This window comes from Thioalkalivibrio sp. ALE21, assembly GCF_003208255.1.
GTDB lineage: Bacteria > Pseudomonadota > Gammaproteobacteria > Ectothiorhodospirales > Ectothiorhodospiraceae > Thioalkalivibrio > Thioalkalivibrio halophilus.
Genome location: NZ_QKMA01000005.1, coordinates 80318 through 105614, shown reverse-complemented (window position 1 = coordinate 105614; position 25297 = coordinate 80318). Strand labels below are relative to the sequence as shown.

The following is a 25297-nucleotide window of genomic DNA, read 5'->3' as shown; positions in this document are numbered from 1 at the left end:
GGCTGTCAGCCTGCAAAGCCTAGCCGGCCGCCCGGTGCGGCGCAATTCTCCTGCCCGGCCGCGTGGCGAATCGCTGCCAGCACGCCGGCGGTATCGAGACCGCATTCGGCGAGGATGGTCTCGCGCGGCCCGTGTTCGGTGAAGCGGTCGGGGATGCCGAGGGTCTGGCAGGGGATGTCCAGCCCCTCCGCCGACAGCCACTCCAGGACCGCGCTGCCGGCGCCGCCGGCGCGGGCATGATCCTCCAGCGTCACCAGGCGGTCGTGTTCCGCCGCCAGGCGGGCCAGGCAGGCGGTATCCAGCGGCTTGACGAAGCGCATGTTGACGACCGTCGCATCCAGGGCTTCGCCGGCCTCCAGCGCCGTATCCAGCAGGGCGCCGAAGGACAGGATGGCGATGCGTTCCCCCGCACCGTCCGCGCCCGCCTCGCGACGGATCTCGGCCTCGCCCACCGGCAGCGGATCCAGACGGTCGCCCGGCTCCGTACCCGGGCCGCTGCCGCGCGGATAGCGCACCGCGGCCGGACCGTTCCAGGCAAAGCCGGTCGCCAGCATGCGGCGGCATTCGGCCTCGTCGGCCGGGGCCATCAGCAGCAGGTTGGGTACGCTGCGCAGCAGGGCGATGTCGAAGGTACCGGCATGGGTGGGGCCGTCGGCGCCGACGATGCCGGCCCGGTCGATGGCGAACAGCACCGGCAGATCCTGCAGGGCGACATCATGGATGACCTGGTCCATGGCCCGCTGCAGGAAGGTCGAGTAGATCGCGACCACCGGGTGCTGGCCCTCGCAGGCCATGCCGGCCGCCAGGGTCACTGCGTGCTGCTCGGCGATGCCGACGTCGAAGTAGCGCTGCGGGTACTGTTCGGAGAAGGCGACCAGGCCCGAGCCCTCGCGCATCGCCGGGGTGATGCCCAGCAGGCGCTCGTCGGCCGCCGCCTGGTCGCACAGCCACTGGCTGAAGACATCGGTGTAGGTCGGTGCCTTCGGGCCGGAGGGGGTGAGGCCGTTCTCCGGTTCGAACTTGGACACGCCGTGATAGCGGCAGGGGTCCTCTTCGGCCGGGGCATAGCCCTGGCCCTTGCGGGTGACCACGTGCAGCAGCTGCGGTCCGTGTCCGCCGCGCAGGTTCTTGAGGATGCCGGCCAGACCGCTGACATCGTGACCGTCGACCGGCCCGAAGTAGCGAAAACCGAGCTCTTCGAACAGCGTGCCGGGCACCAGCATGCCCTTCATGTGCTCCTCGGCGCGCTGGGCGAACGCCTTCATCGGCGGCACGAACTCCAGCATGCGCTTGGAGCCCTCGCGCATCGAACTGTACAGGCGCCCCGACAGCAGCCGGGTGAAGTACTGGTTCATCGCGCCCACGTTGGGCGAGATGGACATGTCGTTGTCGTTGAGGATGACCAGCAGGTTGCAGTCCAGCTCGCCGATGTGGTTGAGCGCCTCGAAGGCCATCCCGGCGGTCATCGCGCCGTCGCCGATCACCGCCACGTGGCGCCGGTCGAGGCCTGCGTGGCGGGCGGCCAGGGCCATGCCCGCGGCGGCGCTGATGGAGGTGCTGGAATGCCCGGCGCCGAAGGCGTCGTATTCGCTCTCCGCGCGCTTGGGGAAGCCCGCCAGCCCGCCGTGCTGGCGCAGGGTCGCCATGGCCTCGCGCCGCCCGGTCAGGATCTTGTGCGCATAGGCCTGGTGCCCCACGTCCCAGACGATCCGGTCGTCCGGGGTATCAAAGGCGTAGTGCAGGGCGATCGCCAGTTCCACCGTCCCGAGGTTGGCGGCCAGATGTCCGCCGGTGCGCGAGACACTGTCGATCAGGAAGGTGCGCAGCTCCCGGGCAATCTCCGGCAGTTCGGCGCCCGGCCGGGCGCGCAGATCGGAAGGCCACTCGATGGCATCGAGGAGGGGGGTGGCTTGCATCGCGGAGGGCACCGGCTCAGTGGATGCGGTCGACAATGTAACGCGCGAGATGGCGAAGCAAATCGGCCTCCGCATCCAGGGGTTGCAGCGCCTCGAGTGCCTGGTCGACCAGCGCCACCGCGCGTTCGCGCGAGGCTTCCAGGCCCATCAGCGCGGGGAAGGTCGACTTGTCCAGGCGCGCATCCGCTCCGCAGGCCTTGCCCAGGGTCTCCGGATCACCCTCGACGTCCAGGATGTCGTCGCGGATCTGGAAGGCCAGGCCGATGCATTCGGCGTAGTCGGTCAGGCGCGCCAGCAGGGCGTCGTCGGCGCCGCCGGCCAGCCCGCCCAGGCGAACCGAGGCGCGGATCAGGGCGCCGGTTTTCAGCCGGTGCATGCCCTCCAGACCCGGCAGGTCCAGGCGCCCGCCGCAGGCTCCCAGATCGATGGCCTGGCCCCCGGCCATGCCCTGCAGGCCGGCGGCGCGGGCCAGTTCCTGCAGCATGACCGGGGCGCGCCCGGCCGGCAGTGCCGCCGTCCCGCTCGACAGCGTGACAAAGGCCTGCGCCTGCAGGGCATCGCCGGCGAGGATCGCGGTGGCTTCGTCGTAGGCCCGATGACAGGTCGGGCGCCCGCGCCGCAGATCGTCGTCATCCATCGCCGGAAGGTCGTCGTGGATGAGCGAGTAGACGTGGATCATCTCCACCGCCGCGGCTGCGGCATCCAGCGCGTCCTGCGGGGCCCCCAGGGCCTCGCCGGTGGCATACACCAGCAGCGGGCGCAGGCGCTTGCCGCCGGAGAGCGTGGCATAGCGCATCGCCTCGATCAGACGGGCGTCGGGCGCGCCGGCCGGATCGAGGGCTCGGTCCAGGACCCCCTCGATGCGTTCCTGATACGCGGGGATGGCCTGTTCGGGCGAGGTGGTGGCTGTCACGTCGGGCGTCCGCGGGTCCGGATCAGAAGGGCACCGGGGCATCGTCATCCGTCGCGGGCGGGGTCCCGCTGGCGGCTTCCGGGTTGCCGGAGGTTTCGGTGGTCAGGGCTTCCATGCGCCGCTGGGCCTCGTCGAGGGCCCGCTGGCAGCGATCGACCAGCTGCATGCCCTGCTGGAACTCTTCCAGCGACTGTTCCAGACCCAGCTCGCCCGACTCCATGCGGGCCACCAGGGTCTCCAGGGCCTCCAGGCTGGCTTCGAAGTCGGCCGGGGTTCCGGGTGCGGGATCGGGAGTCTCGTCGGACATGGCGATTGTCGGCTGCAAAAACGGCCAAAGTACCGGATCCGCGCGTGCGTGAAAAGCACGAGGGGGCAGGTTGACAGGGCCGGGGGCAGGGCATACATTTGCGATACGGTTTAGACAGAGTCTAAATCACCCTCTGCACTCGATGCGACACTCGCTCGTTGTGTCTGTGTAGAACCCATACGAAGAAGGAGAGACATCATGGATCTGAAAGGCAGCAAGACCGAAGAAGCCCTGAAGGAAGCGTTTGCCGGCGAATCGATGGCGAACCGTCGCTATCTGTACTTCGCTTCCAAGGCGGACGTGGAAGGCTACAACGACGTCGCCACCGTGTTCCGTTCCACCGCCGAAGGTGAAACCGGCCACGCCCACGGCCACCTCGAGTATCTCGAGAGCTGCGGCGATCCGGCCACCGGCCTGGAGTTCGGTTCCACCGACGCGAACCTGAAGACGGCGGTCGCCGGCGAGACCCACGAGTACACCGACATGTACCCGGGCATGGCCAAGACCGCGCGTGACGAGGGCTTCGACGAAGTCGCCGACTGGTTCGAAACCCTGGCCAAGGCGGAGCGGTCCCACGCCAACCGCTTCCAGAAGGCGCTGGACCAGCTGGACGACTGATCGTCGCGGCTCGTGTCCCGCAGCGGGGCCGGTTCAGCCGGCCCCGTCTTGTCTGCAAGAACAGAACAATCAGAACATCCGGAGGGATGAATGTCTGCGCCGACCCATCAACGTGAAGGCAGTCTCGAAGCCCCGACCCGCCATCCACTGGACTGGAAGAACCCCGAGTTCTACAACGAGGAATCGTTGTTCAGCGAGCTCGAGCGCGTCTTCGACATCTGCCACGGCTGCCGGCGCTGCGTCAGTCTGTGTCATTCATTCCCCACGCTGTTCGATCTGGTCGACGAATCCGAGACCATGGAAGTCGACGGGGTCGACAAGAAAGATTTCTGGCAGGTGGTGGATCACTGCTACCTGTGCGACCTGTGCTACCTGACCAAGTGCCCCTACGTCCCGCCGCACGAGTGGAACGTGGATTTCCCGCACCTGATGCTGCGGGCCAAGGCATTCCGGTTCCAGAACGAGGGTGCGAAGACCTCGCACAAACTGCTCTCCAGTACCGACACGGTGGGCAAGCTGGCGGGCATTCCGGTGGTGGCCGGCGCGGTCAACGCGGCCAACAAGAACGCAACGGTGCGCAAGCTGCTGGACAAGACCGTCGGTGTGCACCCGGACGCCCCGGTGCCCGAGTATCACTCGAACAAGGGCCGTTCGCGCGTGGCGAAGGTGGCCGGCGGGGTGAGCAACCCGGAGCCGGCCGGCACCACTCAGGGCCGGGTCGCGCTGTATGCCACCTGCTACGGCAACTACAACGAGCCGCACCTGGTCGAGGATCTGGTCAAGGTCTTCGAACACAACGGCATCGAGGTCACGCTGGTCGAGAAGGAGCAGTGCTGCGGCATGCCCAAGCTCGAGCTGGGCGATCTGGAGTCCGTGGAGGCCTCCAAGGACGCGAACATCCCCGCGATGAAGAAGATGATCGACCAGGGCTACGACATCGTCGCCCCGGTCCCGTCCTGCGTGCTGATGTACAAGCAGGAACTGCCGCTGATGTTCCCCGACGAGCAGGACGTGGCCACGGTACGCGATCGCATCTTCGACCCGTTCGAGTACCTGATGGAGCGCCACAAGGACGGCAAGCTGAACACCGACTTCCCGGAAAAGCTGGGCAAGATCGCCTATCACGCCGCCTGCCATCTGCGCGTGCAGAACATGGGCCTGAAGACCCGCGATCTGCTCAAGCTGGTGCCGGACACCGAGATCGAGACCGTCGAGCGCTGTTCCGGGCATGACGGTACCTATGGCGTGAAGAGCGAATTCTACGAGACGGCCAGCAAGATCTGCCGGCCCGTGGTGAACCGGGTGCAGAAGGCCGAGGCGGACCACTTCTCCAGTGACTGCCCGATGGCCGGACACATGATCGAGAACGGACTGCAGGGCAAGGGCGAGGACAAGGCACCCGAGCACCCGCTGACCCTGCTGCGCCAGGCCTACGGCCTGTAACGACACTAAGGAGGGGAGTCTTCATGGCCAGCGACAGCTATCACGAACCCGTTGCGGAACTGAGCGACGAATCGCGCGAGATGCACCGCGCCATTTCCTCGCTGATGGAAGAGCTCGAGGCGGTGGACTGGTATCAGCAGCGCATCGACGCCTGCAAGGACGACGAACTGAAGGCGATCCTCGCGCACAACCGCGACGAGGAGATCGAACATGCCGCGATGGTGCTGGAATGGATCCGGCGCCGGAACCCGGTGTTCGATCGCGAACTCAAAGACAATCTCTGGTCCGACAAGGACTACACCGACAAAAGCCAGCATCACGACCACTGATGCCCCCCGCGCGGGTGATGTGGCTCCCGGTGCTCGAGGAGGTGAGAACATGGTAACGGAGGAAAACGTGGACAAGCTCAGCCGTGACGACCTGTATTCCCTGGAACAGTATTCCGAGGTACGGCCCAAATTCCGCCGCGACGTGATGGAGCACAAGCGCCACCGCGTGCTGCAGATCGGTCCTGCGGTCACCCTGCACTTCGAAGACCGCATGACCATGCAGTACCAGGTCCAGGAGATGCTGCGGGTCGAGAAGATCTTCGACCGCGAGGGCATCGAGGACGAACTGGGTGCCTACAACCCGCTGATCCCGGACGGCTCCAACTGGAAGGCGACCATGATGGTCGAATTCCCCGACGCGGACGAGCGCAAGGTGCAGCTGTCGAAGCTGATCGGCATCGAGCGTGCGACCTGGGTGCAGGTGGAAGGCCACGACAAGGTCTACCCGATCGCCAATGAAGACCTCGACCGCGAGACCGAAGACAAGACCTCGTCGGTGCACTTCCTGCGCTTCGAGCTGACGCCGGCGATGGTGTCGGCGGTCAAGTCCGGCGCGGCCATCGCCGCCGGCGTGGAGCACGAGAACTACAACCACCGCGTGGACGCCGTGCCCGAGGGCATGCGCGAATCGCTGGCGGCGGATCTCGACGCCGTGAACTGACGCGCGGATTCCCGCACGCAGCAGTGAAAAAGGCGCCTCCGGGCGCCTTTTTTGTGTGCAGGCCACGTGGATCCGCGGTCCGGCAGGTTCCGGCTCGCCCCGGGGTTTCAGGGATTTACCCGGGCCTCCCGCCGTTGCGCCGACTCGAAGGTGCTTGCAGATGAGCGGCGGTAGCCGCATTCCACCGATCCCTTGGGCCTGATCGTCCGACGAAACCGCCGCAAACGCCCGGCCTGGGTGGCATGCTGCACCTCGAGCGCGCGTGCCGAACCTCGCCAGAACTCCGAGTCGGACGGTGCCATCCATTCTGGGTTCACGACGTTATAAGGAATCCGTATAGCATCGCTGGGCTGTCCGAACTGCCAACCCTGTCCCGACGATTTCTGCCCCGCGCTGGTTCCGGTGCTGAGCAATGTCCTCCCCCCGAGTTTCGTCAGGCAACGCGCGGGGAGTGCGGTGATAAACCGGTCCACCCGGACCGCTTACCGGTGGGAGACCATGAGTTTAACCCCCTGAAAACAAGCACGTTCCGGTGCCTCTCTCCCAAACAGCGTCCGCTTCCGCCACGTCCTCCTGTCGCCACCAGCTCACCTCCCGGTTTAGCCATGATCCGATCGTGGCTAAACTGTCGGAGCAGAAGCCACCAGAGAGAGGGGGCGGTGCGGTGAGGTTCAGGTGATATACAGACTCTGTATATTACCAATATAACAGATTCTGTCTAATCTACTGTTGGGCACCATAGGGGGGCACATAGTGCCAGCGATGTATGACAAGCCAGTTCGAATTCTGATGCAGGAAATGATTCCGGCTTTGGGGATATCTCCCGGGGATACCTTTACGCGGGAACAAGTGGTTCAGTGGTTTGCCGAGAATTATCCAAAGATCAAGCAAGGAACAGTTGCTGCCCATCTGGTGCGGCTCTCCACCAATGTTCCCACGAGACTGCAATACAGTGTGCGAGCTGACGGTTCGGATGATCACTTCTTCAAGATCGACAGCAGTACGTTTCGCCTCTACGAACCAGGCCGCGACCCCACGCCAATCTCCGAGTCTACCCCTGTTCCGGAGGAACCAGTTGAATCGTCAGCAGAGGGGACTGGCGAGTTCGCTTATGAACATGACCTTCGGGATTTCTTGGCGAGGAATCTTCACCTTCTCGAATCAGGCCTCACTTTGTACACCGATGAGGGTATAACCGGCGTTGAGTTTCCTGTGGGCGGTCGATTCATCGATCTGCTCGCGGTTGATGCATCTGGAGATTACGTCGTCATCGAGCTGAAAGTCTCGAAGGGCTATGATCGAGTTGTTGGTCAGATTCTAAGATACATAAACTGGATCAAGATGAACCAAGCAGATGAAGGCCAGAATGTCAGAGGCGTGATCGTCGCAAAAAATATCAGTGAAGATCTGCGCTTGGCCTGCGCCGGGTTGCCGGACGTAGCCTTAGCTGAGTACGAACTAGAGGTATCCATTAGGCCAATTTCCGGTCTGAAGGCATGATGCCCAACAAGTAGTTGCAGTTCGTTCCGGCCCTGGCGGGCCTCCACCGGACCGGTTTTCCGTTGCACTCCAAACCGGCCGCTGAACATTGGCGTTAGCGGCTCATGAACCGACATCGCTGCACACATCAGGCACATGATCGGGCGAAGGTGGAAGGGGTGGGAGGCTTGCGGCGCCACAAGATCCACCAGCGGTGGGGCCGGGGGTAGGCACTGCACGGGAGGCGGCCCGGGCTCGACTACAGCGCGTCGAGGACCTCGCCCAGGCGTGAGACGGCGACTACCTCCATGCCCTTGATTGGCTTGCGCGGGGCGTTGGCGGCGGGGGCGATGGCGCGGGTGTAGCCGTGCTTGGCGGCCTCGCGCAGGCGTTCCTCGCCGTTGGGGACCGGGCGGATCTCGCCTGCCAGGCCCACCTCGCCGAAGGCCAGCAGTTCCTGCGGCAGGGGCCGGTCCCGCAGGCTGGAGAGTGCGGCGGCCAGCATCGGCAGGTCGGCGGCGGTTTCGGTCACGCGTACGCCGCCGACCACGTTGATGAACACGTCCTGGTCGAACAGGGCGACGCCGCCATGGCGGTGCAGCACCGCCAGCAGCATGGTCAGGCGGTTCTGCTCCAGGCCCACGGTGATGCGTCGCGGCTGCGAGGCGTGGCTCTCGGCGACCAGGGCCTGGACCTCCACCAGCAGCGGGCGCGTACCTTCGCGGGTGACCATCACTACGCTGCCGGGCACCGGGTTCTCGTGGCGTGACAGGAAGATCGCCGAGGGGTTGGAGACCGGTTTGAGGCCGGTCTCCAGCATCGCGAACACGCCCAGCTCGTTGACCGCGCCGAAGCGGTTCTTGACCGCCCGCAGCATGCGGTAGCGCCCGTCCGGATCGCCCTCGAAGTACAGCACGGTGTCGACCATGTGTTCGAGGATGCGCGGGCCGGCCAGCTGCCCGTCCTTGGTCACGTGGCCGACCAGGATCACGGTGATGCCGCGCTGCTTGGCGAGCCGCACCAGCGCCGCGGCGGCATCGCGCACCTGGCTGACCGAGCCCGGGGCCGACTGCGAGGCCGCGGTGAACAGGGTCTGGATCGAGTCGATCACCAGCACCCCGGGGCGTTCGCTTTCGCAGGTGGCGATGATGTTTTCGACCTGGGTCTCGGTCAGCAGGCGCAGGCCGTCCACTTCCAGCCCCAGGCGCTGCCCGCGCATGCTCACCTGCTGGGCCGACTCCTCGCCGGTCACATACAGGGTCTGCTCCGCCGGCAGGGCGGCCAGGGTCTGCAGCAGCAGGGTCGACTTGCCGATGCCGGGATCGCCCCCGATCAGGATCACCGAGCCGGTGACCAGGCCGCCGCCCAGCGCGCGGTCGAGTTCGGAGATCCCGGTGGAGGTGCGCGGCAGCTCGCCCGTCTCGACCTCGCCCAGCCGGGTGATGCGTGCGCTCTCGCCGGCATAGCCGCCGCCGCGCGGCCCGGCGGAGGCGACCGGCGCGGCCTCCTCGAGGGTGTTCCAGGCGCCGCATTCCCCGCACTGGCCGGCCCATTTGGGCGAGGTCGCGCCGCAGGCGCGGCAGATGTACTGGGTCTTGCTGCGGGCCATGTCAGTCTTCCGGGGTGGTCGGGCTGTGGTGTTCGGGCGGGATGCGCACGGTGCGGATGGTGTTGTTCTTGATCTGTACGATGTCCATCACCACGCCGTTGATGCGCACGCTGACCGGGGCTTCCGGGATGCTCTCCAGGTGCTCCACGATCAGGCCGCTGAGGGTGCGCGGGCCGTCCAGTGGCAGATCCAGGGCCAGCAGCCGGTTGAGCTCGCGCAGGTGGATGCCGCCGTCGACCATCGCCGCGCCGTCTTCCTGGAACAGGATATCGTCGCTCATGGTTGGCGAGTCGGTGGTGAATTCGCCGACGATGTCCTCCAGCAGGTCCTCCAGGGTGATCAGGCCCTGGATGTCACCATATTCATCCACTACCAGCCCGATCCGGCGACGCTGCTGCTGGAAGTTGATCAGCTGGCGGTTCAGCGGCGTCCCTTCGGGAATGAAACAGGGTGCCGTCACCACCTGGCGCAGCGCCTCGGGGCCGAATTCGTCACGCTCGATCAGCGGCAGGACGTCGCGCAGGTGAAGAAAGCCCAGCACTCGGTCCAGCTCGCCCTCCACCACCGGCAGCCGTGTGAAACTGCCGTGCAGCAGCTGATCCAGGACCTCGTTCCACGGCTCGGTCAGGTCCAGCACCACGATCTCGTTACGCGGGATCATGATGTCCTCGACCGTGGCCCGCTCCAGATCCAGCAGGTTGAGCAGCATGCGGCGGTGGTTCGGAGGGATCAGCGAGCCCGCCTCGGAGACCACGCTGCGCAGCTCGTCCGCATTGAGGGCCGAGCGCTGGCGGGCATCCACCGGCACCCCGAACAGCCGCAGGAAATTGTTGGCCAGCAGGTTGATGAGCCATACCACCGGCCACAGCACCCGCATCAGGATGCGGTAGATTCGTGCCGCGGGGTAGGCGACCCGCTCGCTGTGCAGGGCCGCCAGGGTCTTGGGCGCGGTCTCGGCGAAGATCAGCAGGGTCAGGGTCAGCACGCCGGTGGCGATCGCCACGCCGGTGTCCCCGAACAGCCGCCAGCCGATGATGGTGGCGATCTGGGCGATCAGGATGTTGACGAAGTTGTTGCCCAGCAGGATCAGCCCGATCAGCCGGTCCGGTTGTTCCAGAAGGTGTGCGGCATCCGCCGCCCCGCGGTGCCCGGTCTGGGCGCGATGCCGCATGCGGTAGCGGTTCAGCGCCATCAGTGCCGTCTCCGACCCGGAGAAGAAGGCCGACAGCAGGAACAGCACGACCAGCGCGCCGAACAGGACGGACAGCGGGATTTCTTGCAACGGGGCGACCTGCGGTCAGGGGTGGGCTGGCTCCATTTCAGGCAAGCCCCGCGAGGCTGTCAAGCGCCGGGGCAGGGGCTCAGACGCGCCCGAGGATGACCTCCAGCACCAGCTTGGTACCGAAGTAGGCCAGCACCAGCGCGACGAAGCCGCCGGTGGTCCAGGCCAGCGCGCGCGATCCGCGCCAGCCCAGCCGCCAGCGCCCCAGCAGCAGCACCGAGAAGATGAGCCAGGCCAGGATCGACAGCACCGACTTGTGCACCAGGTCCTGGGCGAACAGGTCGTCGACGAAGATGAAGCCCGAGATCAGGCTGAGCCCGAGGAACAGCCAGCCGATGAAGATCATGCGGAACAGCCACAGCTCCATGGAGAACAGCGGCGGCAGGTAGCGCACGATCCCGCGCGTGTGGTGATCGTGCAGGGCGCGGTGCTGGGCGGTCATCACCGCAGCCTGCGCGGTGGATAGTGCAAGAAAAGCCCAGCCCAGGGCGGAAAACAGTACGTGCACCGCGATGCCGGCCGAGGTCGCGTAGCGGGCGTCGCCGTCGCACAGCAGCGCGGTCAGCGCGGCCAGCAGGGTCAGTGGCAGGACCACCATCCCGAGACTGGCCAGCGGGTGACGCAGGGCGGTGACCCACAGCAGGGCCGCCACCAGCCACATCGACGCCGACAGCGCATTGCCCAGGCACAGGTTCCAGCCCGTGCCGGTGACAACCGCCGGCACCAGCGCCACCACGTGGGCGATCAGCGCCAGCAGCCACACTGCCAGCGGTCCGCGTGGCTGCCCGGCGGCCAGCGGTCGGTCGCGTATGCCCAGGGCCAGGTAGCCCAGCGCGATCAGGTACAGAAAAACGGCGATGGTTCCGGCGATCGTGATCATGCGCGGATTATCTCTTGTCGCGCCCGCGAATGCACTTCGTTACCGCGCGCTGCAGGAGACCCCCGGTCACGGGTATAATGTCGGATTCGATGCGGGCCGCTCCCCGCCGATTTCATCCGCAGGAGACACGTCCCATGTTCGACGGCCTTTCCAGTCGCCTCCAGGACACGATGAAGCGCCTGAAGGGTCAGGCGCGCCTGACCGAGGACAACATCCAGGAGGCCCTGCGCGAAGTGCGTATGGCCCTGCTCGAGGCCGACGTCGCGTTGCCGGTGGTGCGCGAGTTCGTGAAGGACGTCAAGGAAAAGGCGCTGGGCAAGGAGGTCATCGGCAGCCTGACGCCGGGGCAGGCCCTGATCAAGGTCGTGCACGACGAGCTGGTCGCGACCATGGGTGGCGAGAACGCCTCCCTCAATCTGGCCGCGCAGCCGCCGGCGGTGGTGCTGGTGGCCGGCCTGCAGGGTGCGGGCAAGACCACCAGTATCGGCAAGCTGGCGAAGCTCCTGCGCGAGCGCGACAAGAAACGCGTGGCCGTGGTCAGCTGCGACGTCTACCGCCCCGCCGCGATCCAGCAGCTGGAGACCCTGGCCGGCCAGGTCGAGGTGACCTTCTACCCCAGCGACACCTCGCAGAAGCCCGACGACATCGCCACCGACGCGGTGCAGCGGGCCCGCCGCGAAGGGGTCGACGTACTGCTGGTGGACACCGCCGGGCGCCTGCACGTCGACGAGGACATGATGGCCGAGGTGCAGAGCCTGCACGCAGCGGTCGAACCGGTGGAGACCCTGTTCGTGGTCGACTCCATGACCGGGCAGGACGCGGCCAACACCGCGCGCGCGTTTGGTGATGCCCTGCCGCTGACCGGCGTGGTGCTGACCAAGGCCGACGGCGATGCCCGCGGGGGTGCCGCCCTGTCGGTGCGGCAGATCACCGGGGTGCCGATCAAGTTCATCGGCACCGGCGAGCGCCCCGACGGGCTCGAACCCTTCCATCCGGAACGTATCGCGTCCCGTATCCTCGGCAAGGGCGACGTGGTCTCCCTGGTCGAGGAGGCCTCGCGCCAGGTGGATCAGGACAAGGCCGAAAAGCTCACGCGCAAGCTGAAGAAGGGGCGCGGCTTCGACCTCAACGACCTGCGCGAACAGCTGGCCCAGATGGAGAAGATGGGCGGCATGGGCAGCATGCTGGAAAAGCTGCCCGGCGGCGGCAAGATGCAGGAGGCGATCAAGAATCAGGCCGGCGACAAGGAGATCCGGCGCATGCAGGCCGTGATCTCCTCGATGACCGACGAGGAACGCCGCCACCCGGACATCATCAAGGGGTCGCGCAAGCGCCGCATCGCCGCGGGTTCCGGCTGCCAGATCCAGGACGTCAACCGCCTGCTCAAGCAGCACACCCAGATGAGCAAGGCGATGAAGAAATTTTCCAAGGGCGGCGCGTCGAAAATGATGCGGGCCCTCGGAGGACAAATGGGCGGCATGGGCGGCCCTGGAGGCCCCGGAGGGGGGCTGCCGAAACGCTGACGACGGGGCTTCGGCCTTGTCTTGGCGCTGCAATTCGTTATAATCGCGCGTTTTCTCGCGAAACCGAACTTCACGGGGTTCAAGACTTCATGCTTACAATTCGTCTGTCACGCCGCGGCGCCAAGAAGCGCCCCTTCTACTCGATCGTGGTGACCGACTCCCGCGCCCGCCGCGACAGCGGCTACATCGAGCGCGTCGGTTTTCACAATCCGGTTGCCCGCGGTCAGGAAATCCCGCTGAAGATCGACCTCGAGCGGGTCGATTACTGGCTGAGCCACGGCGCCGGCATGTCCGAGCGCGTGGAGCACCTGGTCAAGGGGTACCGCAAGCAGCAGGCTGCGGCGGCCTGACCTCCGGGAGACGCAGGTGAGCGAGGCGGGTGAGCGCATCCGCGTCGGACGCGTCTCCGGGGTCTACGGCGTCAGGGGCTGGGTCCGGATCTTTTCCGAGACCGAGCCGCGTGACGCCATCACCGGTTTCCCCCGCCTGTGGATGAAACAGGCCGAGGGATGGCGGCTGGTGGAGATTGAAAGCGGCCGCGCGCACGGCCCCGGTGTGGTCATCAAGTTCGCCGGGGTGGCCGATCGCGATGCCGCCTACGGACTGATGGGGGCCGAGCTGGCGATCGAGCGCGAGTGGCTGCCCCCGGCGGAAGAAGGTGAATACTACTGGGCCGACCTGCAGGGCCTGTCCGTTGAACATGTCGACGGCACGCCGCTGGGGACGGTCACCGGTTTCATGGAGACCGGCGCCAATGACGTGATGGTCGTGAGCGGTGAACGCGAGCGGCTGATCCCCTGGGTGCAGGGTCCGTACATTCTCGAGGTCGATCTCGAGGGTGGGCGGATCCGGGTGGACTGGGATCCGGAATACTGACGCGGCGATGCGCTTCGACGTCATCACCCTGTTCCCGGAGCTGGTCGCATCCGTGACGCAGTGGGGCATCCCGCGCCGGGCCGTGGAGGCCGGGCAGCTGGACCTGCGGACCTGGAATCCGCGGGACTGGGCCAGCGGGGTGCACCAGGCGGTGGACGACCGGCCCTATGGCGGTGGCCCCGGCATGGTCATGCAGGTGCCCCCGCTGAAGGGGGCGCTGGACGCCGCCCGGGCCGATGGTGATGAACCGCTGCACGTGGTGGCGCTGACGCCGCAGGGCCGGCCGCTGGACCAGGCCCGGGTGCGGGAGCTGGCGCAGCGGTCGCGGGTGGCGCTGGTCTGCGGCCGCTACGAAGGGATCGACGAACGCTTCATCGAAGCCGAAGTCGACGAAGAAATCTCGCTGGGGGACTACGTGCTCTCCGGCGGTGAACTGGGCGCCATGGCGATCATCGATGCCTGCGCCCGCCTCCGGCCCGGGGTGCTGGGGCATGCGGACTCCGCCGAGCAGGATTCCTTCAGCGAGGGCCTGCTGGACTGTCCGCACTACACCCGGCCGGAGGAACTGAACGGACACCGCGTCCCCGGCGTCCTCCTTGGAGGCGACCACGGCGCGATCCGCCGCTGGCGCCGCCGTGAGGCGCTGGGGCGTACATGGAGCCGCAGGCCGGATCTGCTGGCCCGGCTCGAACTGGGGGGCACGGATCAGGCCCTGCTGGACGAATACCGCGAGCGTCACCGACTGGGTGGCGTCCGCTCCGAGAGCGATGATTGAGGTCGAGCAATGAATAACGTCATTCAGCAACTGGAAGCCGAGCAGATGAAATCCGATGTCCCGGATTTCGGCCCGGGCGATACCGTGGTGGTGCAGGTCAAGGTCCGGGAAGGCGAGCGCGAGCGCCTGCAGGCCTTCGAGGGCGTAGTGATCGGCAAGCGCAACCGCGGGCTGAACTCCGCGTTCACCCTGCGCAAGACCTCCTACGGCAACGGAGTGGAGCGCACCTTCCAGACCCACAGCCCGCAGATCGCCGAGATCCAGGTCAAGCGTCGCGGCAAGGTCCGTCGTGCCAAGCTGTACTACCTGCGCGATCGTACCGGCAAGGCCGCGCGCATCAAGGAAGACGTCCGCGCCCGGGCCAAGGGTCGCGGCTGACCCTCCGGGCCGCGGTTGGTCCCGCGGACCCCCGCACGAGCGCATGCAGGGCCGGCGCTGCATCCTCCCGGGTGCATCGCTGGCCTTTGTGTATGCCTGCGACCCCGAAAACTCCCTCCTCCTGCTCGGCTGGGAAGGCCATGAAACGCGGGTTTCCGTCCCGCTGCGCCTGCCCTTCGCTCCCGAGGTCTACGTCCGGGACCCGCGTGCCTGGGTTCCGCCCGATTGCCTGCCGCCCGGCACCCCGCATCAGCAGCGGGTCTGGCACGCGCTGACCCGCATCCCCGTCGGCGAAACCCGCACCTACGGCCAGATCGCCCGCGCCATCGGCTCCTCGCCGCGGGCCGTGGGCCAGGCCTGTCGTGCCAATCCCTGGCCCCTGTTCATCCCCTGTCATCGTGTCCTGCCGGCCGGCGCCGCCCCCGATCGTGGATCTGCGGGGGGGTACGCCGGCCAGCTCGCGGGGCCCCTGGCCGGCGCCAAACAGGCCCTCCTGGGACACGAAGCTGACCGGAAAATCGAAATCAACGGGAACTTTTTGCAAAAAGGGGAATAGATCCGTTCCCCGGGGCGTCTGCCTATCGGTGCCGGGCTGCAAGAACCCTTGAAAAACAGACTTTTAGGAAACGCTAATATAGCGTTTGTTTGTTGACACGGTGTTCACGCATTCCGCACTCTGCAGCGTAGGTTCGGGCGACGGAGACCCGGGCCCATCGAATAAAACCGTGTGATGGAGGTTTCCATGTTCAAGAAAGCATTGCTCGCCTTGCCCGTAGCAATGGCGGTCGGGGGCGCTGCCCAGGCCGGCGAATGGCAGGACCCGACCGATGTCCTGCAGAAGCTGCTCGACGCCAATCCCGATTCGGTGTATCTGCATCAGAGTGAACAGAACATCATGATGATGCCGGACAACCCCGCCCTGTGGGTGGCGGAAGATGGCGAGCAGCTGTTCTACGAGGAGCGCGGGCCGAACAACGCGTCGCTCGAATCCTGCGACTTCGGCAAGGGCGAGGGCGTGCTGGAAGGCGCCTACGTGGAGCTGCCGCGTTACTTCGAGGACGTCGGCAAGGTCATGGATTTCGAGCAGCGCCTGGTGCACTGCATGAAGGAGATCCAGGGGTTCGACGAGGATGATGCCGCCATTGCCCAGCGTCATGGCAGCGGTTCGGACATCATGCAGCTGACCACCTATATCGCCATGCAGTCTTCCGGCATGGAGTGGCAGCCGCAGAACGAGCATCCCGAGGAGCAGGCGATGATCGCGGCCGGCGAGAAGCTGTTCTTCCGTCGCGGCGGAGCTCAGGACTTCAACTGCGCCTCCTGTCACGGTCAGTCCGGCAAGCGCATCCGTGCGTCGGTCCTGCCCGAGATGCGTAACTCCCAGGAATGGACCAAGGCGGTCTCCTGGCCGGCCCAGCGTGCCGGGCACGACAACGTCCGCAGTCAGAACCACCGCATCCGTGGTTGCGTGTGGCAGATGCGTCATGCCGCCATCAAGCCGGACTCGATGGCCAACACCGCGCTCATCGCTTTCTGGAATGACGCGGCGCGTGGCGAGCCGGCGATCCTGCCCGACCTGAAGCGGTAACCCCGGACGCAATAGGAGACAGCAAGCATGTTCAAGAAAAATACTGTTGCGGCCGGTGTGGCCGCCTTTGCAACCGTCGCGCTGGCAACGGGCTGCGCCGTGGCCGAGGGCAACAAGTCGGACGACGTCGACATCACTGCGATGAGCGCGGACGAGCTGGCCGAATACATGATCTTCGAGTCGGGCAGCTTCCGCTTCGATCAGGTCCCGCAGGAAGGCGGTACCATGGAAGAGCGCATGACCCAGGACGAGATCCAGGCGGCCTGCTCGATCGAGGGTGATCCGGACGGCGAGACCGCCGGCCGCGTGGTGGCCCTGGCTCGTGAGCAGTACGAGGCTCCCGAAGGCGACCTCGAACTGGGCGACTGGGAGCGCGGCGAAGAACTCGCGTTCTCCGGCTACGGCTATCGGATCGGTCACAACATCGATGATCATTCGACCCGGGAAGCCGGCGGCAACTGCGTCAACTGTCACGTGTTCGACGAGGACGGCCCCACTCAGGGCACCATCGGGCCGAGCCTGGTGAACTACGGCGCAGACCGTGGCGACAGCCAGGCCATCCGGGAATACGTCCATCAGGTCATCCACAACCCGCACCAGTACTTCCCGTGTGCGGAAATGCCCCGGTTCCAGGGCCTGCTGAGCGAGGAGCAGATCAGCCACATCATGGCCTATCTGCTGGATCCGGAGTCCCCGGTCAACAACTGACCCGGGGCAGCCGCAAGGCTGCATGACGATCCGTTCGGCGGATCGTGACCCGGGCCGCCGCGTTCCTCGCGGCGGCCCCCTCCCGGGGCATTCGCCACGGGACCAGACATTATTCACCATCGCACCCGCGAGCCGGGGTCAACCAGGCGCCGCCGTGCACCCTGCCGGTGCCGCCGGCGTGGCCGCGGTCGCGGGTTCGAGGGCGAAACGGAATCGGGGAGACATCAGGGATGCCAGGCCAAAGCGTACGTTGGGGGTTGCCGCTTGCCGTGTCGGCAGCGTTATTCACCACCGGGTGTCAGTTTTTCGGCGACGCCGGCGAGGGCGAAACTGATATCGCCGCGATGGAAACGGACGAACTCGTTGAACACATCGTGTTCGAATCGGACAGCTATCGACTGGATCAGCCCGTTCAGGAAGGTGGTTCGGCCCGCGGGCGCATGGAACAGGATGACCTGCAGCGTGCGTGTTCCGTGGTCGGAGGGGAGCTTCCGGACGATCAGGTGCAGGAGGTGATTACCCTCGCCCGGGAAAGCTACGAGGCTCCCCCCGGGGGACCGCGTCTGGGTGACTGGGAGCGGGGCGCAGAGCTGGCCCGTTCGGGCTACGGTTTCCGCGTGGGTCATCGCAATGACGACCATTCCACGCGCACTCCCGGCGGTAACTGCTACGCCTGTCACCAGATGGACCCGAACGAGCCGGTTTATGGCACGATCGGGCCGAGCCTGGCCGGGTACGGGAGCGGCCGGGGTACCGACGAGGCGTCGCTGCGGTATGCGCATGAGGTGATCTCGAATCCGCACCAGTATTTCCCCTGTACGGAGATGCCCCGGTTCGGTGCCAACGAACTGCTGAGCGAGCGGGAGATCAGCCACATCATGGCCTATCTGCTGGACCCGGAGTCCCCGGTAAACCAGTAAACTGCATCCGCAGCGGGCGCCGTGCTCCGTGAGCCGGAGCCGGCCGCAAGGAAGTCCAGCCACCGTGGTCCGCCGCGGTGGTTTTTTTATGGCCGGGGCGTAAGGGAGCGAACCATGCTCAGCTATCAGCACGACTACCACGCCGGCAATTTCGCCGATATCCACAAGCATCTGGTGTTGCGTGCGGTGCTCGCGGCATTGCAGCGGCGGACCAAGCCGTTCGTGGCGCTGGATCTGCATGCCGGGGCCGGAGTTTATGACCTGGACGGCGAGCGGGCGCGCAAGACCGGCGAGGCGGCGCTCGGCATCGAGCGCCTGCGCGCCTGTGCCTGCGAAGCCGCGCTGCCGGAGGCGGTGACCGGGTTTCTGGAGACCGTGCAGCAGGTGGCCGGGACCGACGGGTATCCGGGATCACCGGCGCTTATCCGCGCGTCTCTGCGCGAGAATGACCGACTGGTGGCGTGCGAGATGCACCCCGAGGCCCACGAACGTCTGCAGGGCGCGTTCGCCGGGGATGCGCGCTGCCATGTGCACCGGCGCGATGCGCGCGAGGCCGCCCGAGGGCTGTTCCCGCCGCAGCCGCGGCGCGGGTTCGCCCTGCTGGACCCCTCGTACGAACGCCCGGCCGAATACCGTGAAATCGCGGAGATGGCGGAGATCATCCTGGAGCGCTGGAACACCGGGATGGTGCTGGTCTGGTATCCGGTGCTGGCGGGACGTCCGGATCATGCCCTGGTCGAACGGCTGTGCACCCGGAGCATCCCCTGGCTGCGCAGCGAACTGCGCCTGCGTGATGATCCCGGCGTGGAGCGCGGGACGTCTCCCGGGCTCGCGGGGTCCGGCATGCTGGTGCTGCGTCCGCCGTGGCAGCTGGAAGAAGAACTGGCCGCAACGCTGCCTGCGGTGCTGGGCTGCCTCGACCCGGAGGGCGAGGGGGCGCTTTATCGTTCCGAGGGGCTTGAAGAAGGTCGCGGCGACCCCAGACTCCGGCGTGTCACCAATGTCTGAACCCATCCGAACCCATCACGGAGTCGTAATCCCATGACCGAAACCCGGACCGAGCAAGCCGCCGGCGCGGAAACCCGTCAGTTCGAGACCGAGGTCAGCCAGCTGCTGCAGCTGATGATCCACTCGCTGTATTCCAACCGCGAGATCTTCCTGCGCGAGCTGATCTCCAACGGCGCTGACGCCTGCGACAAGCTGCGCTTCGAGGCGACCGCGAACCCCGACGCGATCCCGCAGCCGGCCGAGCTGCACATCAACGTGGACGTGGACAAGGACGCCCGCACCGTGACCGTGCGCGACAACGGCATCGGCATGTCGCGCGACGAGGTGATCCGGCAGATCGGGACCATCGCCCATTCCGGTACCCGCGCGTTCCTGGAGAAGCTGACCGGCGATCAGCAGAAGGATGCCCAGTTGATCGGGCAGTTCGGGGTCGGGTTCTATTCCTCTTTCATCGTCGCCGACCACGTGCGCGTGGAGACCCGGCGCGCGGGTGCCGGAATCGAGGCCGGCACGCGCTGGGAGTCGAAGGGCGACGGCGAGTACACCCTGTCAGACTGCGAACGCGCGGAACCGGGCACCGAGATTACCCTGACCCTGAAGGAAGACGCCGACGAGTTCCTCGAGCCGATGCGCCTGCGCCACGTGATCGGGCGCTACTCGGACCATGTGGCCTTCCCGATCCGCATGCGCAAGCAGGACGACGAAGGCAATCCCACGGACGAGTGGGAGACCGTCAACCGCGCCAGCGCGCTGTGGACGCGGTCGAAGAGCGAGATCTCCGACGAGGAATACCGCGAGTTCTACAAGCACATCGCGCACGACTTCGAGGACCCGGTGGCCTGGACCCACAACCACGTGGAAGGCCGTCAGGAGTACACCACGCTGTTCTACATCCCCGGCCGGGCGCCGTTCGACCTGTGGGATCGCGACGCCCGCCACGGGGTGAAGCTGTACGTGAAGCGCGTGTTCATCATGGACGACGCGGAGAAACTGCTGCCGAACTACCTGCGCTTCGTGCGCGGGGTGGTGGACTCGTCCGATCTGCCGCTGAACGTCTCGCGCGAGATCCTGCAGGATAACCGCCTGGTGGATTCCATCCGCTCGGGGTCGGTGAAGAAGATCCTCGGCCTGCTGGAGAACATCGCGAAGAACGAGCCGGAGAAATACGCCGGGATCTGGGACAACTTCGGTCGCGTACTCAAGGAAGGCCCCGGCGAGGACTTCGCCAACCAGCAGCAGATCGCGGGCCTGCTGCGTTTTGCCAGCACGTACAACGACGATGACACGCAGAACGTTTCTTTCGCCGACTACAAGGCACGCATGAAGGAAGGGCAGGACGCGATCTACGTGATCAGCGCCGACAACGCCGCCGCCGCGCGCAACAGCCCGCACCTGGAGGTGTTCCGCAAGCACGGCATCGAGGTGCTGCTGCTGTCCGACCGGGTGGACGAGTGGCTGCTGTCCAACCTGCGCGAGTTCGACGGTACCCCGATCAAGAACGTGGCCAAGGGCGACCTTGATCTCGACAACATCATCGGCGAGCAGGATTCCGACGACGCGGACAATACCGAGGACCGGAAGGACGACGAGCTGGGCGACCTGCCCGAGCGCATCCAGAGCGCGCTCGGCGATCGGGTCGACTCCGTGCGTCCGTCGAAGCGGCTGGTGGACTCTCCGGCCTGCATCGTCCTAGGCGAGCACGAGATGGCACTCTATCTGCAGGAACTGCTGAAACAGGCCGGGCAGGAGACCTTCTCCTCGAAGCCGGTACTGGAGGTCAACGCGCAGCATCCGCTGGTCGAACGGCTGAAGACGGCGGAAGGCGACGACTTCAACGATCTCGCCTCGCTGCTGTTCGAGCAGTCGCTGCTGGCCGAGGGCGGGCAGCTGGAGGACCCGTCGGGTTTTGTCCACCGACTCAACCGGTTCTTGCTGCAGGCCGGCTGACCCCCGTTCCGTCGCGGACGGTCAGTGCATGCGCCGGGCCCAGTGCCCGGCGTTTTCGTTGGTGTGCCCCGGAGCGGATTCGGCCACTGTCAGCGGGGACTGTGACGCGAGGGGGCTGGTCGGGTTACCCTGTCGGGCCACATTTCAAGAGAGCAGTGTCCATGCAAGTCGCGCAGAATTCCGTAGTGTCCATCCACTACAAGCTCACCAACAACGATGGCGAGACCATCGACAGCTCCGAAGGCCGCGAGCCGCTGGCCTATATGCACGGTAATGGCCAGATCGTGCCCGGTCTGGAACGCGAGCTGGAAGGCAAGGCCGCCGGCGACAAGGTCCAGGCCACCGTGCCGCCGGAAGAAGGTTATGGCGAAAAGATCGATGCCATGGTGCAGGAAGTCCCGATGGAGGCCTTCCAGGGCGTCGACTCGATCGAGCCGGGCATGCAGTTCCAGGCTCAGACCGAAAACGGCCCCCTGACCGTGACGGTCACCAACGTCGAGGGCGACACCGCCACGGTGGATGGAAACCATCCGCTGGCCGGCCAGACGCTCAATTTCGACGTCGAGGTGGTGGAGGTGCGCGAACCCTCCGCCGAAGAGCTGGAGCATGGCCACGCCCACGGGCCGGGCGGTCACGAGCACTGATCCTGCCTGCCGGGCCGGCCCCCGCCCGGTCCGGATCCCCCGGCGGTCGCAGCCCCGCGGCCGCCGGGACTTTCTTCCTTCTCCCGCTTCCCTAGAGCGCCAGCCGTGGCCAGTGCGCCGGCATGCGCCGGGGTGCGTGGGTCACGATGACCGTCTGCCGTGCCTCCAGCCATGGCCCGATGCGCTCCAGGATCGCCGCCTCGGTGGCTTCGTCCAGTCCTGCAAAGGGTTCGTCCAGCAGGGCGACCGGTCGGTCCTGCAGCAGCAGCCAGGCCAGCGCCACCCGGCGTGCCTGCCCGCCGGAGAGGTTGCCGGCATCCTCGCCCAGCGGATACTCCAGGCTGTAGCCCATGCGCTGCAGCAGCGGCGCGATCCGCACCTGATCCAGCACGGCCCACAGCCGGTCAGCGGAAAGTTCCGGCTGCCCCAGCCGCAGGTTGGCGGCCAGGCTGTCGTCCAGCAGGCGCACGCGCTGGGGCAGGTAGCCGATTACCCGGTGGCGGGTATCGGGGTCCAGCGTGGTCAGGTCCCGCTCGCCCCACAGCAGTTCGCCGCCGGTCGGCGTCAGCTCGCCGGCCAGGCTCTCCAGCAGGGCAGTCTTGCCGCGCCCGCTGATCCCGTGAACCACCAGCGGGTACCCGGGCTCGGGCCGGATGTCCAGCGGGCCGGCCAGCGGGCGGTCGGCGCGGAAGCCGACGCTCAGGCCACGCGCCTCCAGCGGGCCGGGGGGCAGTTCGACCGGTTCTGCCCCGGCGGGCTCCGGAGCCTCGGCTCCGGCCTCGGTCTCGCGCAGGCGCCGGGCCGCTTCCAGGCTCTCGCCGAGGCGCCACCAGGCGCCGGGCAGGCTGCCCAGCGCCTCGTTGAGGCCCAGGGTCATCAGGGTGAGCAGCACCGCGACCGGCCCGGAGATCAGCCCCTCGGCGTAGGCATGCAGCGCGTAGCCCAGCATGGCGAGGGTGGTCAGCATCACCACCAGCTGCACGCCCTGTTCGCCCAGCACCCCCGCGCGTTCCTGGGTCAGGCGCCGCGCGGCACCCTCGCGGGCCCGGCGGGCCAGGGCCGCCCGGTGCTCCTCCAGGCGGCCGAAGGCGGTGAGCTCCGGCAGCCCGCCGAAGTAGTCCAGCAGGGCCACGCGTTCATTGGACTCTTCCCGCACGAGCCGGCGGCCGTGGCGCTGGCCGGCGGCCGCGGCGATCGCTGCCGTGATCAGGGTGATCGCGGCGGCGACCAGCAGTAGCAACGCCGCCTGCGGCGGGGCCAGCCACAGGGCGATCGCCACTGCGCTGACCAGCGCCAGCAGGGCCCCGACCATCGGTCCCACCACCCGCAACGGGATGGCGTCCAGGGTGTCGATGTCGCTGGTCAGGCGGGCCTGCAGGTCGCCGCTGCGCAGACTCGCCAGGCTTCGCGCCGGCCAGCGCGCCAGCTGGCGGAAGGTGGTCGCGCGCAGGTCGGCGAGGATGCGCAGGACCGCTTCGTGTCCGGTCACGCGCTCGAAATACCGGGCGATCGTGCGCAGCACCGCCGCCGCACGTATCCCGCCGGACGGTGAATAGATGTCCAGGGTGGCCAGCATGCCGGCCCCGGCCAGAGCGGTGGCGGTGATGAACCAGCCCGACAGGGCGAGCAGCACGATGCCGCTGACCCAGGTCACCGCCAGCAGCAGCCAGGCGAGCAGGCTCCAGCCGAGCCGCGAGGCAAACAGGCGTTGCAGGTATTCGCGGTCCGTCATGCCAGGCTCTCCACGCGGCCTTCGGCCAGCCGGACCACTCGGCTGGCACGTTCCCGGACGGCCTCGCGGTGGGCCGCGATGACCAGGGTGATGTCGTGCTCCGCCGCAAGGGCGAACAGGGTGTCCAGCAGGGCGGCCTCGGTCGCCTCGTCGAGCGCGCTGGTGGGTTCGTCCAGCAGCCACAGGGGATGCCCGGCGAGGATCCCGCGGGCCATCGCGATGCGCTGGGCCTGCCCCCCGGAGATCCCGGTGTTGCCTTCGCCGATGGCGGTATCCAGCCCGTCCGGAAGCTGCGGGTCATCTACCGGCAGCCCGGCGCGGGCGAGGGCGTCATTCATCGCCGCGTCGCTTACCGGTTCGGCAATGGCGAGCTGCAGATTGTCGCGCAGGCTGCCGTGGAACAGGTGGGCATCCTGGCCAATCCAGACGAACTGCTGCAGGTCGCTTGCTACGCGGATCGCGCCGTCGGCCGGCCGCAGGAAACCGGCCAGCAGCGCCAGCAGGGTGGACTTGCCGGAGCCGCTGGGGCCGGTCACCGCCAGGTGTTCCCCGCGACCGATCTGCAGGTCGATGTCGTGCAGGGTCGGTTGGGCGGTATCCGGATACTGCACCTGCACTCCGGCCAGGTGTATCGCCGTGCGCGGGCTGTCCGGCGCCCCGGCCGGGGCGGTGGCGGGGCCACCGGCCGGCTGCAGCAGCGGCGCCAGGGACTCGGCCGCGGCCAGGGCGGCGGCCCGGTCGTGATAGCTCTGCGCGAACTGGCGCAGGGGCAGGAAATATTCGGGCGCCAGCACCAGGATGAACAGACCGGTGAACAGGGTCAGGCTGCCGGCCGGGCCGTAATCGATGGCCCCGAACAGGCCGAAACCGATATAGATGGCCAGCAGGCCGATCGCGACCGCGCTGAAGAATTCCATGATCGCCGACGACAGGAACGCGACCCGCAGCACGCGCATGGTCAGGCGGCGGTGTTCGTCGCTGGCGGCCACCACCGCCTCGCGGGCTGCCTGCGTGGCGCGCGCGCGGCGCAGGAAGTCGAGGCTGCGCAGGCGGTCGAGGAAATGCCCGGCCAGGCGGTTCTCCTCGTCCTGCTGGCTGCGGTGGATCTGTTCGGCGCCCATGCCGACCAGGGCCATGAAGGCGGGGATCAGCGGCGCCGAGAGCAGCAGCAGGCCGGCGGCGAGCCAGTCCAGCCAGGCGACCGTCAGCAGCAGCACCAGCGGGGTCAGGATCACCATGCGGGTGCCGGGCAGGTAGCGGGCGTAGTGGCCCGTCAGGTCTTCCACCCGCCGCAGGTAGTGATCGACCCAGGCCCCGGACGGCGCGCGGTGCGCCAGATGCACGGGGCCGTCGCGCCGGGCCGCGTCCAGCAGTTCCTCGCGCAGTTCGCCCTTGACCGCATCCGCCAGACGATGGCCGGCGCCATCGCGCAGGGCCTGCAGGGCATAGCGCAAGACCGCCGCCACCGCCGCTCCCGCCAGCACCATTCCCAGTGGCAGGCGTTCCGGTGCGAACAGCGCCATGTGGACCGCCCAGGCGATCAGGCCGGCCAGGGCCACGGTGGCGAGGGTGGCGCCCAGCCCGGCGGCGGTGGCGCCCAGCAGCCAGTGGCGGTGCGGACGCATGCGCGCCTGCAGCCAGGGGCCGGGGCGTGGAAGGCCGGAGTCGGGGGCGTCGGCGGGCATCGAAATCCTTCCGTGACGGGGCGGGGTCCGCGGGTCCGGGGCGGCCCGGGGACGGAAATTCGAAACTAATCTATAA

At 67.1% G+C, this 25297-nt stretch carries 25 protein-coding genes; 17 read left to right on the top strand and 8 right to left on the bottom strand.

Annotation, left to right across the window (positions count from 1 at the left end):
• Positions 1 to 5: 5 nt before the first annotated feature.
• The 3 genes from dxs to xseB are packed head-to-tail and all read right to left on the bottom strand — an operon-like array spanning position 6 to position 3136.
• The gene (gene dxs, locus D893_RS06490) at positions 6 to 1916 is read right to left on the bottom strand and encodes a 1-deoxy-D-xylulose-5-phosphate synthase (protein ID WP_110619397.1); all 1911 of its coding nucleotides are present in this window, start codon (positions 1914 to 1916) and stop codon (positions 6 to 8) included.
• A 16-nt stretch (positions 1917 to 1932) separates the two neighbouring features.
• Entirely contained in the window at positions 1933 to 2871 is a 939-nt protein-coding gene (gene ispA, locus D893_RS06485) for a (2E,6E)-farnesyl diphosphate synthase (RefSeq protein ID WP_110619396.1), read from the bottom strand.
• Positions 2852 to 3136 (bottom strand): exodeoxyribonuclease VII small subunit, encoded by a 285-nt coding sequence (gene xseB / locus D893_RS06480; RefSeq protein WP_110619395.1) that lies wholly within the window; start codon positions 3134 to 3136, stop codon positions 2852 to 2854. The genes ispA and xseB overlap by 20 nt, the downstream gene beginning before the upstream one ends.
• Positions 3137 to 3334: 198 nt before the next feature.
• Here xseB and D893_RS06475 point away from each other — a divergent pair, with 198 nt between their 5' ends.
• The 5 genes from D893_RS06475 (at position 3335) to D893_RS06455 (ending at position 7687) form a co-directional block, all read left to right on the top strand.
• Positions 3335 to 3754: a rubrerythrin family protein gene (locus D893_RS06475; protein ID WP_018946582.1), complete on the top strand. Its 420-nt coding sequence runs from the start codon at positions 3335 to 3337 to the stop codon at positions 3752 to 3754.
• 90 nt (positions 3755 to 3844) lie between these two features.
• Positions 3845 to 5197 carry a heterodisulfide reductase-related iron-sulfur binding cluster gene (locus D893_RS06470; RefSeq protein WP_018946581.1) on the top strand — a complete coding sequence of 451 codons (1353 nt, stop codon included), beginning with the start codon at positions 3845 to 3847 and terminating at the stop codon, positions 5195 to 5197.
• Between the two features lie 23 nt (positions 5198 to 5220).
• On the top strand, positions 5221 to 5526 hold the full coding sequence (locus D893_RS06465; protein ID WP_018946580.1) for an encapsulin-associated ferritin-like protein: 306 nt from the start codon (positions 5221 to 5223) through the stop codon (positions 5524 to 5526).
• 49 nt (positions 5527 to 5575) lie between these two features.
• Positions 5576 to 6187 (top strand): DUF3501 family protein, encoded by a 612-nt coding sequence (locus tag D893_RS06460; protein ID WP_077244719.1) that lies wholly within the window; start codon positions 5576 to 5578, stop codon positions 6185 to 6187.
• Between the two features lie 789 nt (positions 6188 to 6976).
• Entirely contained in the window at positions 6977 to 7687 is a 711-nt protein-coding gene (locus tag D893_RS06455; protein WP_210434086.1) for an endonuclease NucS domain-containing protein, read from the top strand.
• A 238-nt stretch (positions 7688 to 7925) separates the two neighbouring features.
• Here the strand turns inward: D893_RS06455 and radA are convergent, their stop codons facing one another.
• From radA to ccsA, 3 genes are all read right to left on the bottom strand, one after another.
• Positions 7926 to 9275 (bottom strand): DNA repair protein RadA, encoded by a 1350-nt coding sequence (gene radA / locus D893_RS06450; protein WP_018946577.1) that lies wholly within the window; start codon positions 9273 to 9275, stop codon positions 7926 to 7928.
• 1 nt (position 9276) lies between these two features.
• A complete protein-coding gene (locus tag D893_RS06445; RefSeq protein WP_110619393.1) occupies positions 9277 to 10557 on the bottom strand; it encodes an HlyC/CorC family transporter in 1281 nt (426 codons plus the stop codon).
• Positions 10558 to 10636: 79 nt separating this feature from the next.
• Entirely contained in the window at positions 10637 to 11437 is an 801-nt protein-coding gene (gene ccsA, locus D893_RS06440; RefSeq protein WP_018946575.1) for a cytochrome c biogenesis protein CcsA, read from the bottom strand.
• A gap of 134 nt (positions 11438 to 11571) precedes the next feature.
• Here ccsA and ffh point away from each other — a divergent pair, with 134 nt between their 5' ends.
• From ffh to D893_RS06380, 12 genes are all read left to right on the top strand, one after another.
• On the top strand, positions 11572 to 12960 hold the full coding sequence (ffh, locus tag D893_RS06435; RefSeq protein WP_018946574.1) for a signal recognition particle protein: 1389 nt from the start codon (positions 11572 to 11574) through the stop codon (positions 12958 to 12960).
• 89 nt (positions 12961 to 13049) lie between these two features.
• Positions 13050 to 13310: a 30S ribosomal protein S16 gene (gene rpsP, locus D893_RS06430; RefSeq protein WP_018870607.1), complete on the top strand. Its 261-nt coding sequence runs from the start codon at positions 13050 to 13052 to the stop codon at positions 13308 to 13310.
• Positions 13311 to 13326: 16 nt separating this feature from the next.
• Complete coding sequence (gene rimM / locus D893_RS06425; RefSeq protein WP_018870606.1) at positions 13327 to 13836, top strand: ribosome maturation factor RimM; 510 nt, start codon at positions 13327 to 13329, stop codon at positions 13834 to 13836.
• 7 nt (positions 13837 to 13843) lie between these two features.
• Positions 13844 to 14611 (top strand): tRNA (guanosine(37)-N1)-methyltransferase TrmD, encoded by a 768-nt coding sequence (gene trmD / locus D893_RS06420; RefSeq protein WP_018946573.1) that lies wholly within the window; start codon positions 13844 to 13846, stop codon positions 14609 to 14611.
• A 9-nt stretch (positions 14612 to 14620) separates the two neighbouring features.
• Positions 14621 to 14989: a 50S ribosomal protein L19 gene (rplS, locus tag D893_RS06415; RefSeq protein ID WP_018870604.1), complete on the top strand. Its 369-nt coding sequence runs from the start codon at positions 14621 to 14623 to the stop codon at positions 14987 to 14989.
• Between the two features lie 43 nt (positions 14990 to 15032).
• Entirely contained in the window at positions 15033 to 15545 is a 513-nt protein-coding gene (locus D893_RS06410; RefSeq protein WP_018946572.1) for a methylated-DNA--[protein]-cysteine S-methyltransferase, read from the top strand.
• A 222-nt stretch (positions 15546 to 15767) separates the two neighbouring features.
• Positions 15768 to 16577, top strand: coding sequence for a sulfur oxidation c-type cytochrome SoxA (gene soxA / locus D893_RS06405; RefSeq protein ID WP_018946571.1), 810 nt, complete (start codon positions 15768 to 15770; stop codon positions 16575 to 16577).
• A gap of 27 nt (positions 16578 to 16604) precedes the next feature.
• Positions 16605 to 17285 carry a sulfur oxidation c-type cytochrome SoxX gene (gene soxX / locus D893_RS06400; RefSeq protein ID WP_110619392.1) on the top strand — a complete coding sequence of 227 codons (681 nt, stop codon included), beginning with the start codon at positions 16605 to 16607 and terminating at the stop codon, positions 17283 to 17285.
• 230 nt (positions 17286 to 17515) lie between these two features.
• Positions 17516 to 18205 (top strand): sulfur oxidation c-type cytochrome SoxX, encoded by a 690-nt coding sequence (gene soxX / locus D893_RS06395; RefSeq protein ID WP_168409931.1) that lies wholly within the window; start codon positions 17516 to 17518, stop codon positions 18203 to 18205.
• 114 nt (positions 18206 to 18319) lie between these two features.
• Positions 18320 to 19213: a 23S rRNA (adenine(2030)-N(6))-methyltransferase RlmJ gene (gene rlmJ, locus D893_RS06390; RefSeq protein WP_110619390.1), complete on the top strand. Its 894-nt coding sequence runs from the start codon at positions 18320 to 18322 to the stop codon at positions 19211 to 19213.
• A 33-nt stretch (positions 19214 to 19246) separates the two neighbouring features.
• Entirely contained in the window at positions 19247 to 21160 is a 1914-nt protein-coding gene (htpG, locus tag D893_RS06385; RefSeq protein WP_110619389.1) for a molecular chaperone HtpG, read from the top strand.
• Between the two features lie 161 nt (positions 21161 to 21321).
• Positions 21322 to 21804: a peptidylprolyl isomerase gene (locus D893_RS06380; protein ID WP_018946566.1), complete on the top strand. Its 483-nt coding sequence runs from the start codon at positions 21322 to 21324 to the stop codon at positions 21802 to 21804.
• Positions 21805 to 21895: 91 nt separating this feature from the next.
• Here the strand turns inward: D893_RS06380 and cydC are convergent, their stop codons facing one another.
• Entirely contained in the window at positions 21896 to 23536 is a 1641-nt protein-coding gene (cydC, locus tag D893_RS06375; RefSeq protein WP_110619388.1) for a thiol reductant ABC exporter subunit CydC, read from the bottom strand.
• The gene (gene cydD, locus D893_RS06370) at positions 23533 to 25221 is read right to left on the bottom strand and encodes a thiol reductant ABC exporter subunit CydD (RefSeq protein WP_110619387.1); all 1689 of its coding nucleotides are present in this window, start codon (positions 25219 to 25221) and stop codon (positions 23533 to 23535) included. The genes cydC and cydD overlap by 4 nt, the downstream gene beginning before the upstream one ends.
• Between the last annotated feature and the right edge of the window lie 76 nt (positions 25222 to 25297).

Bases quoted from the DNA above. Each gene is read 5' to 3' on its own strand.
- soxX (WP_168409931.1), top strand. From the start codon at position 17,516: ATGCCAGGCCAAAGCGTACGTTGGGGGTTGCCGCTTGCCGTGTCGGCA.
- ccsA (WP_018946575.1), bottom strand. From the start codon at position 11,437: ATGATCACGATCGCCGGAACCATCGCCGTTTTTCTGTACCTGATCGCG.
- cydD (WP_110619387.1), bottom strand. From the start codon at position 25,221: ATGCCCGCCGACGCCCCCGACTCCGGCCTTCCACGCCCCGGCCCCTGG.
- soxA (WP_018946571.1), top strand. From the start codon at position 15,768: ATGGCGGTCGGGGGCGCTGCCCAGGCCGGCGAATGGCAGGACCCGACC.
- radA (WP_018946577.1), bottom strand. From the start codon at position 9,275: ATGGCCCGCAGCAAGACCCAGTACATCTGCCGCGCCTGCGGCGCGACC.
- htpG (WP_110619389.1), top strand. From the start codon at position 19,247: ATGACCGAAACCCGGACCGAGCAAGCCGCCGGCGCGGAAACCCGTCAG.
- soxX (WP_110619392.1), top strand. From the start codon at position 16,605: ATGTTCAAGAAAAATACTGTTGCGGCCGGTGTGGCCGCCTTTGCAACC.
- D893_RS06410 (WP_018946572.1), top strand. From the start codon at position 15,033: ATGCAGGGCCGGCGCTGCATCCTCCCGGGTGCATCGCTGGCCTTTGTG.
- rpsP (WP_018870607.1), top strand. From the start codon at position 13,050: ATGCTTACAATTCGTCTGTCACGCCGCGGCGCCAAGAAGCGCCCCTTC.
- D893_RS06470 (WP_018946581.1), top strand. From the start codon at position 3,845: ATGTCTGCGCCGACCCATCAACGTGAAGGCAGTCTCGAAGCCCCGACC.
- ispA (WP_110619396.1), bottom strand. From the start codon at position 2,871: ATGCCCCGGTGCCCTTCTGATCCGGACCCGCGGACGCCCGACGTGACA.
- trmD (WP_018946573.1), top strand. From the start codon at position 13,844: ATGCGCTTCGACGTCATCACCCTGTTCCCGGAGCTGGTCGCATCCGTG.
- D893_RS06455 (WP_210434086.1), top strand. From the start codon at position 6,977: ATGCAGGAAATGATTCCGGCTTTGGGGATATCTCCCGGGGATACCTTT.
- xseB (WP_110619395.1), bottom strand. From the start codon at position 3,136: ATGTCCGACGAGACTCCCGATCCCGCACCCGGAACCCCGGCCGACTTC.
- D893_RS06475 (WP_018946582.1), top strand. From the start codon at position 3,335: ATGGATCTGAAAGGCAGCAAGACCGAAGAAGCCCTGAAGGAAGCGTTT.
- D893_RS06465 (WP_018946580.1), top strand. From the start codon at position 5,221: ATGGCCAGCGACAGCTATCACGAACCCGTTGCGGAACTGAGCGACGAA.
- D893_RS06380 (WP_018946566.1), top strand. From the start codon at position 21,322: ATGCAAGTCGCGCAGAATTCCGTAGTGTCCATCCACTACAAGCTCACC.
- D893_RS06460 (WP_077244719.1), top strand. From the start codon at position 5,576: ATGGTAACGGAGGAAAACGTGGACAAGCTCAGCCGTGACGACCTGTAT.
- dxs (WP_110619397.1), bottom strand. From the start codon at position 1,916: ATGCAAGCCACCCCCCTCCTCGATGCCATCGAGTGGCCTTCCGATCTG.
- rplS (WP_018870604.1), top strand. From the start codon at position 14,621: ATGAATAACGTCATTCAGCAACTGGAAGCCGAGCAGATGAAATCCGAT.
- rlmJ (WP_110619390.1), top strand. From the start codon at position 18,320: ATGCTCAGCTATCAGCACGACTACCACGCCGGCAATTTCGCCGATATC.
- cydC (WP_110619388.1), bottom strand. From the start codon at position 23,536: ATGACGGACCGCGAATACCTGCAACGCCTGTTTGCCTCGCGGCTCGGC.
- ffh (WP_018946574.1), top strand. From the start codon at position 11,572: ATGTTCGACGGCCTTTCCAGTCGCCTCCAGGACACGATGAAGCGCCTG.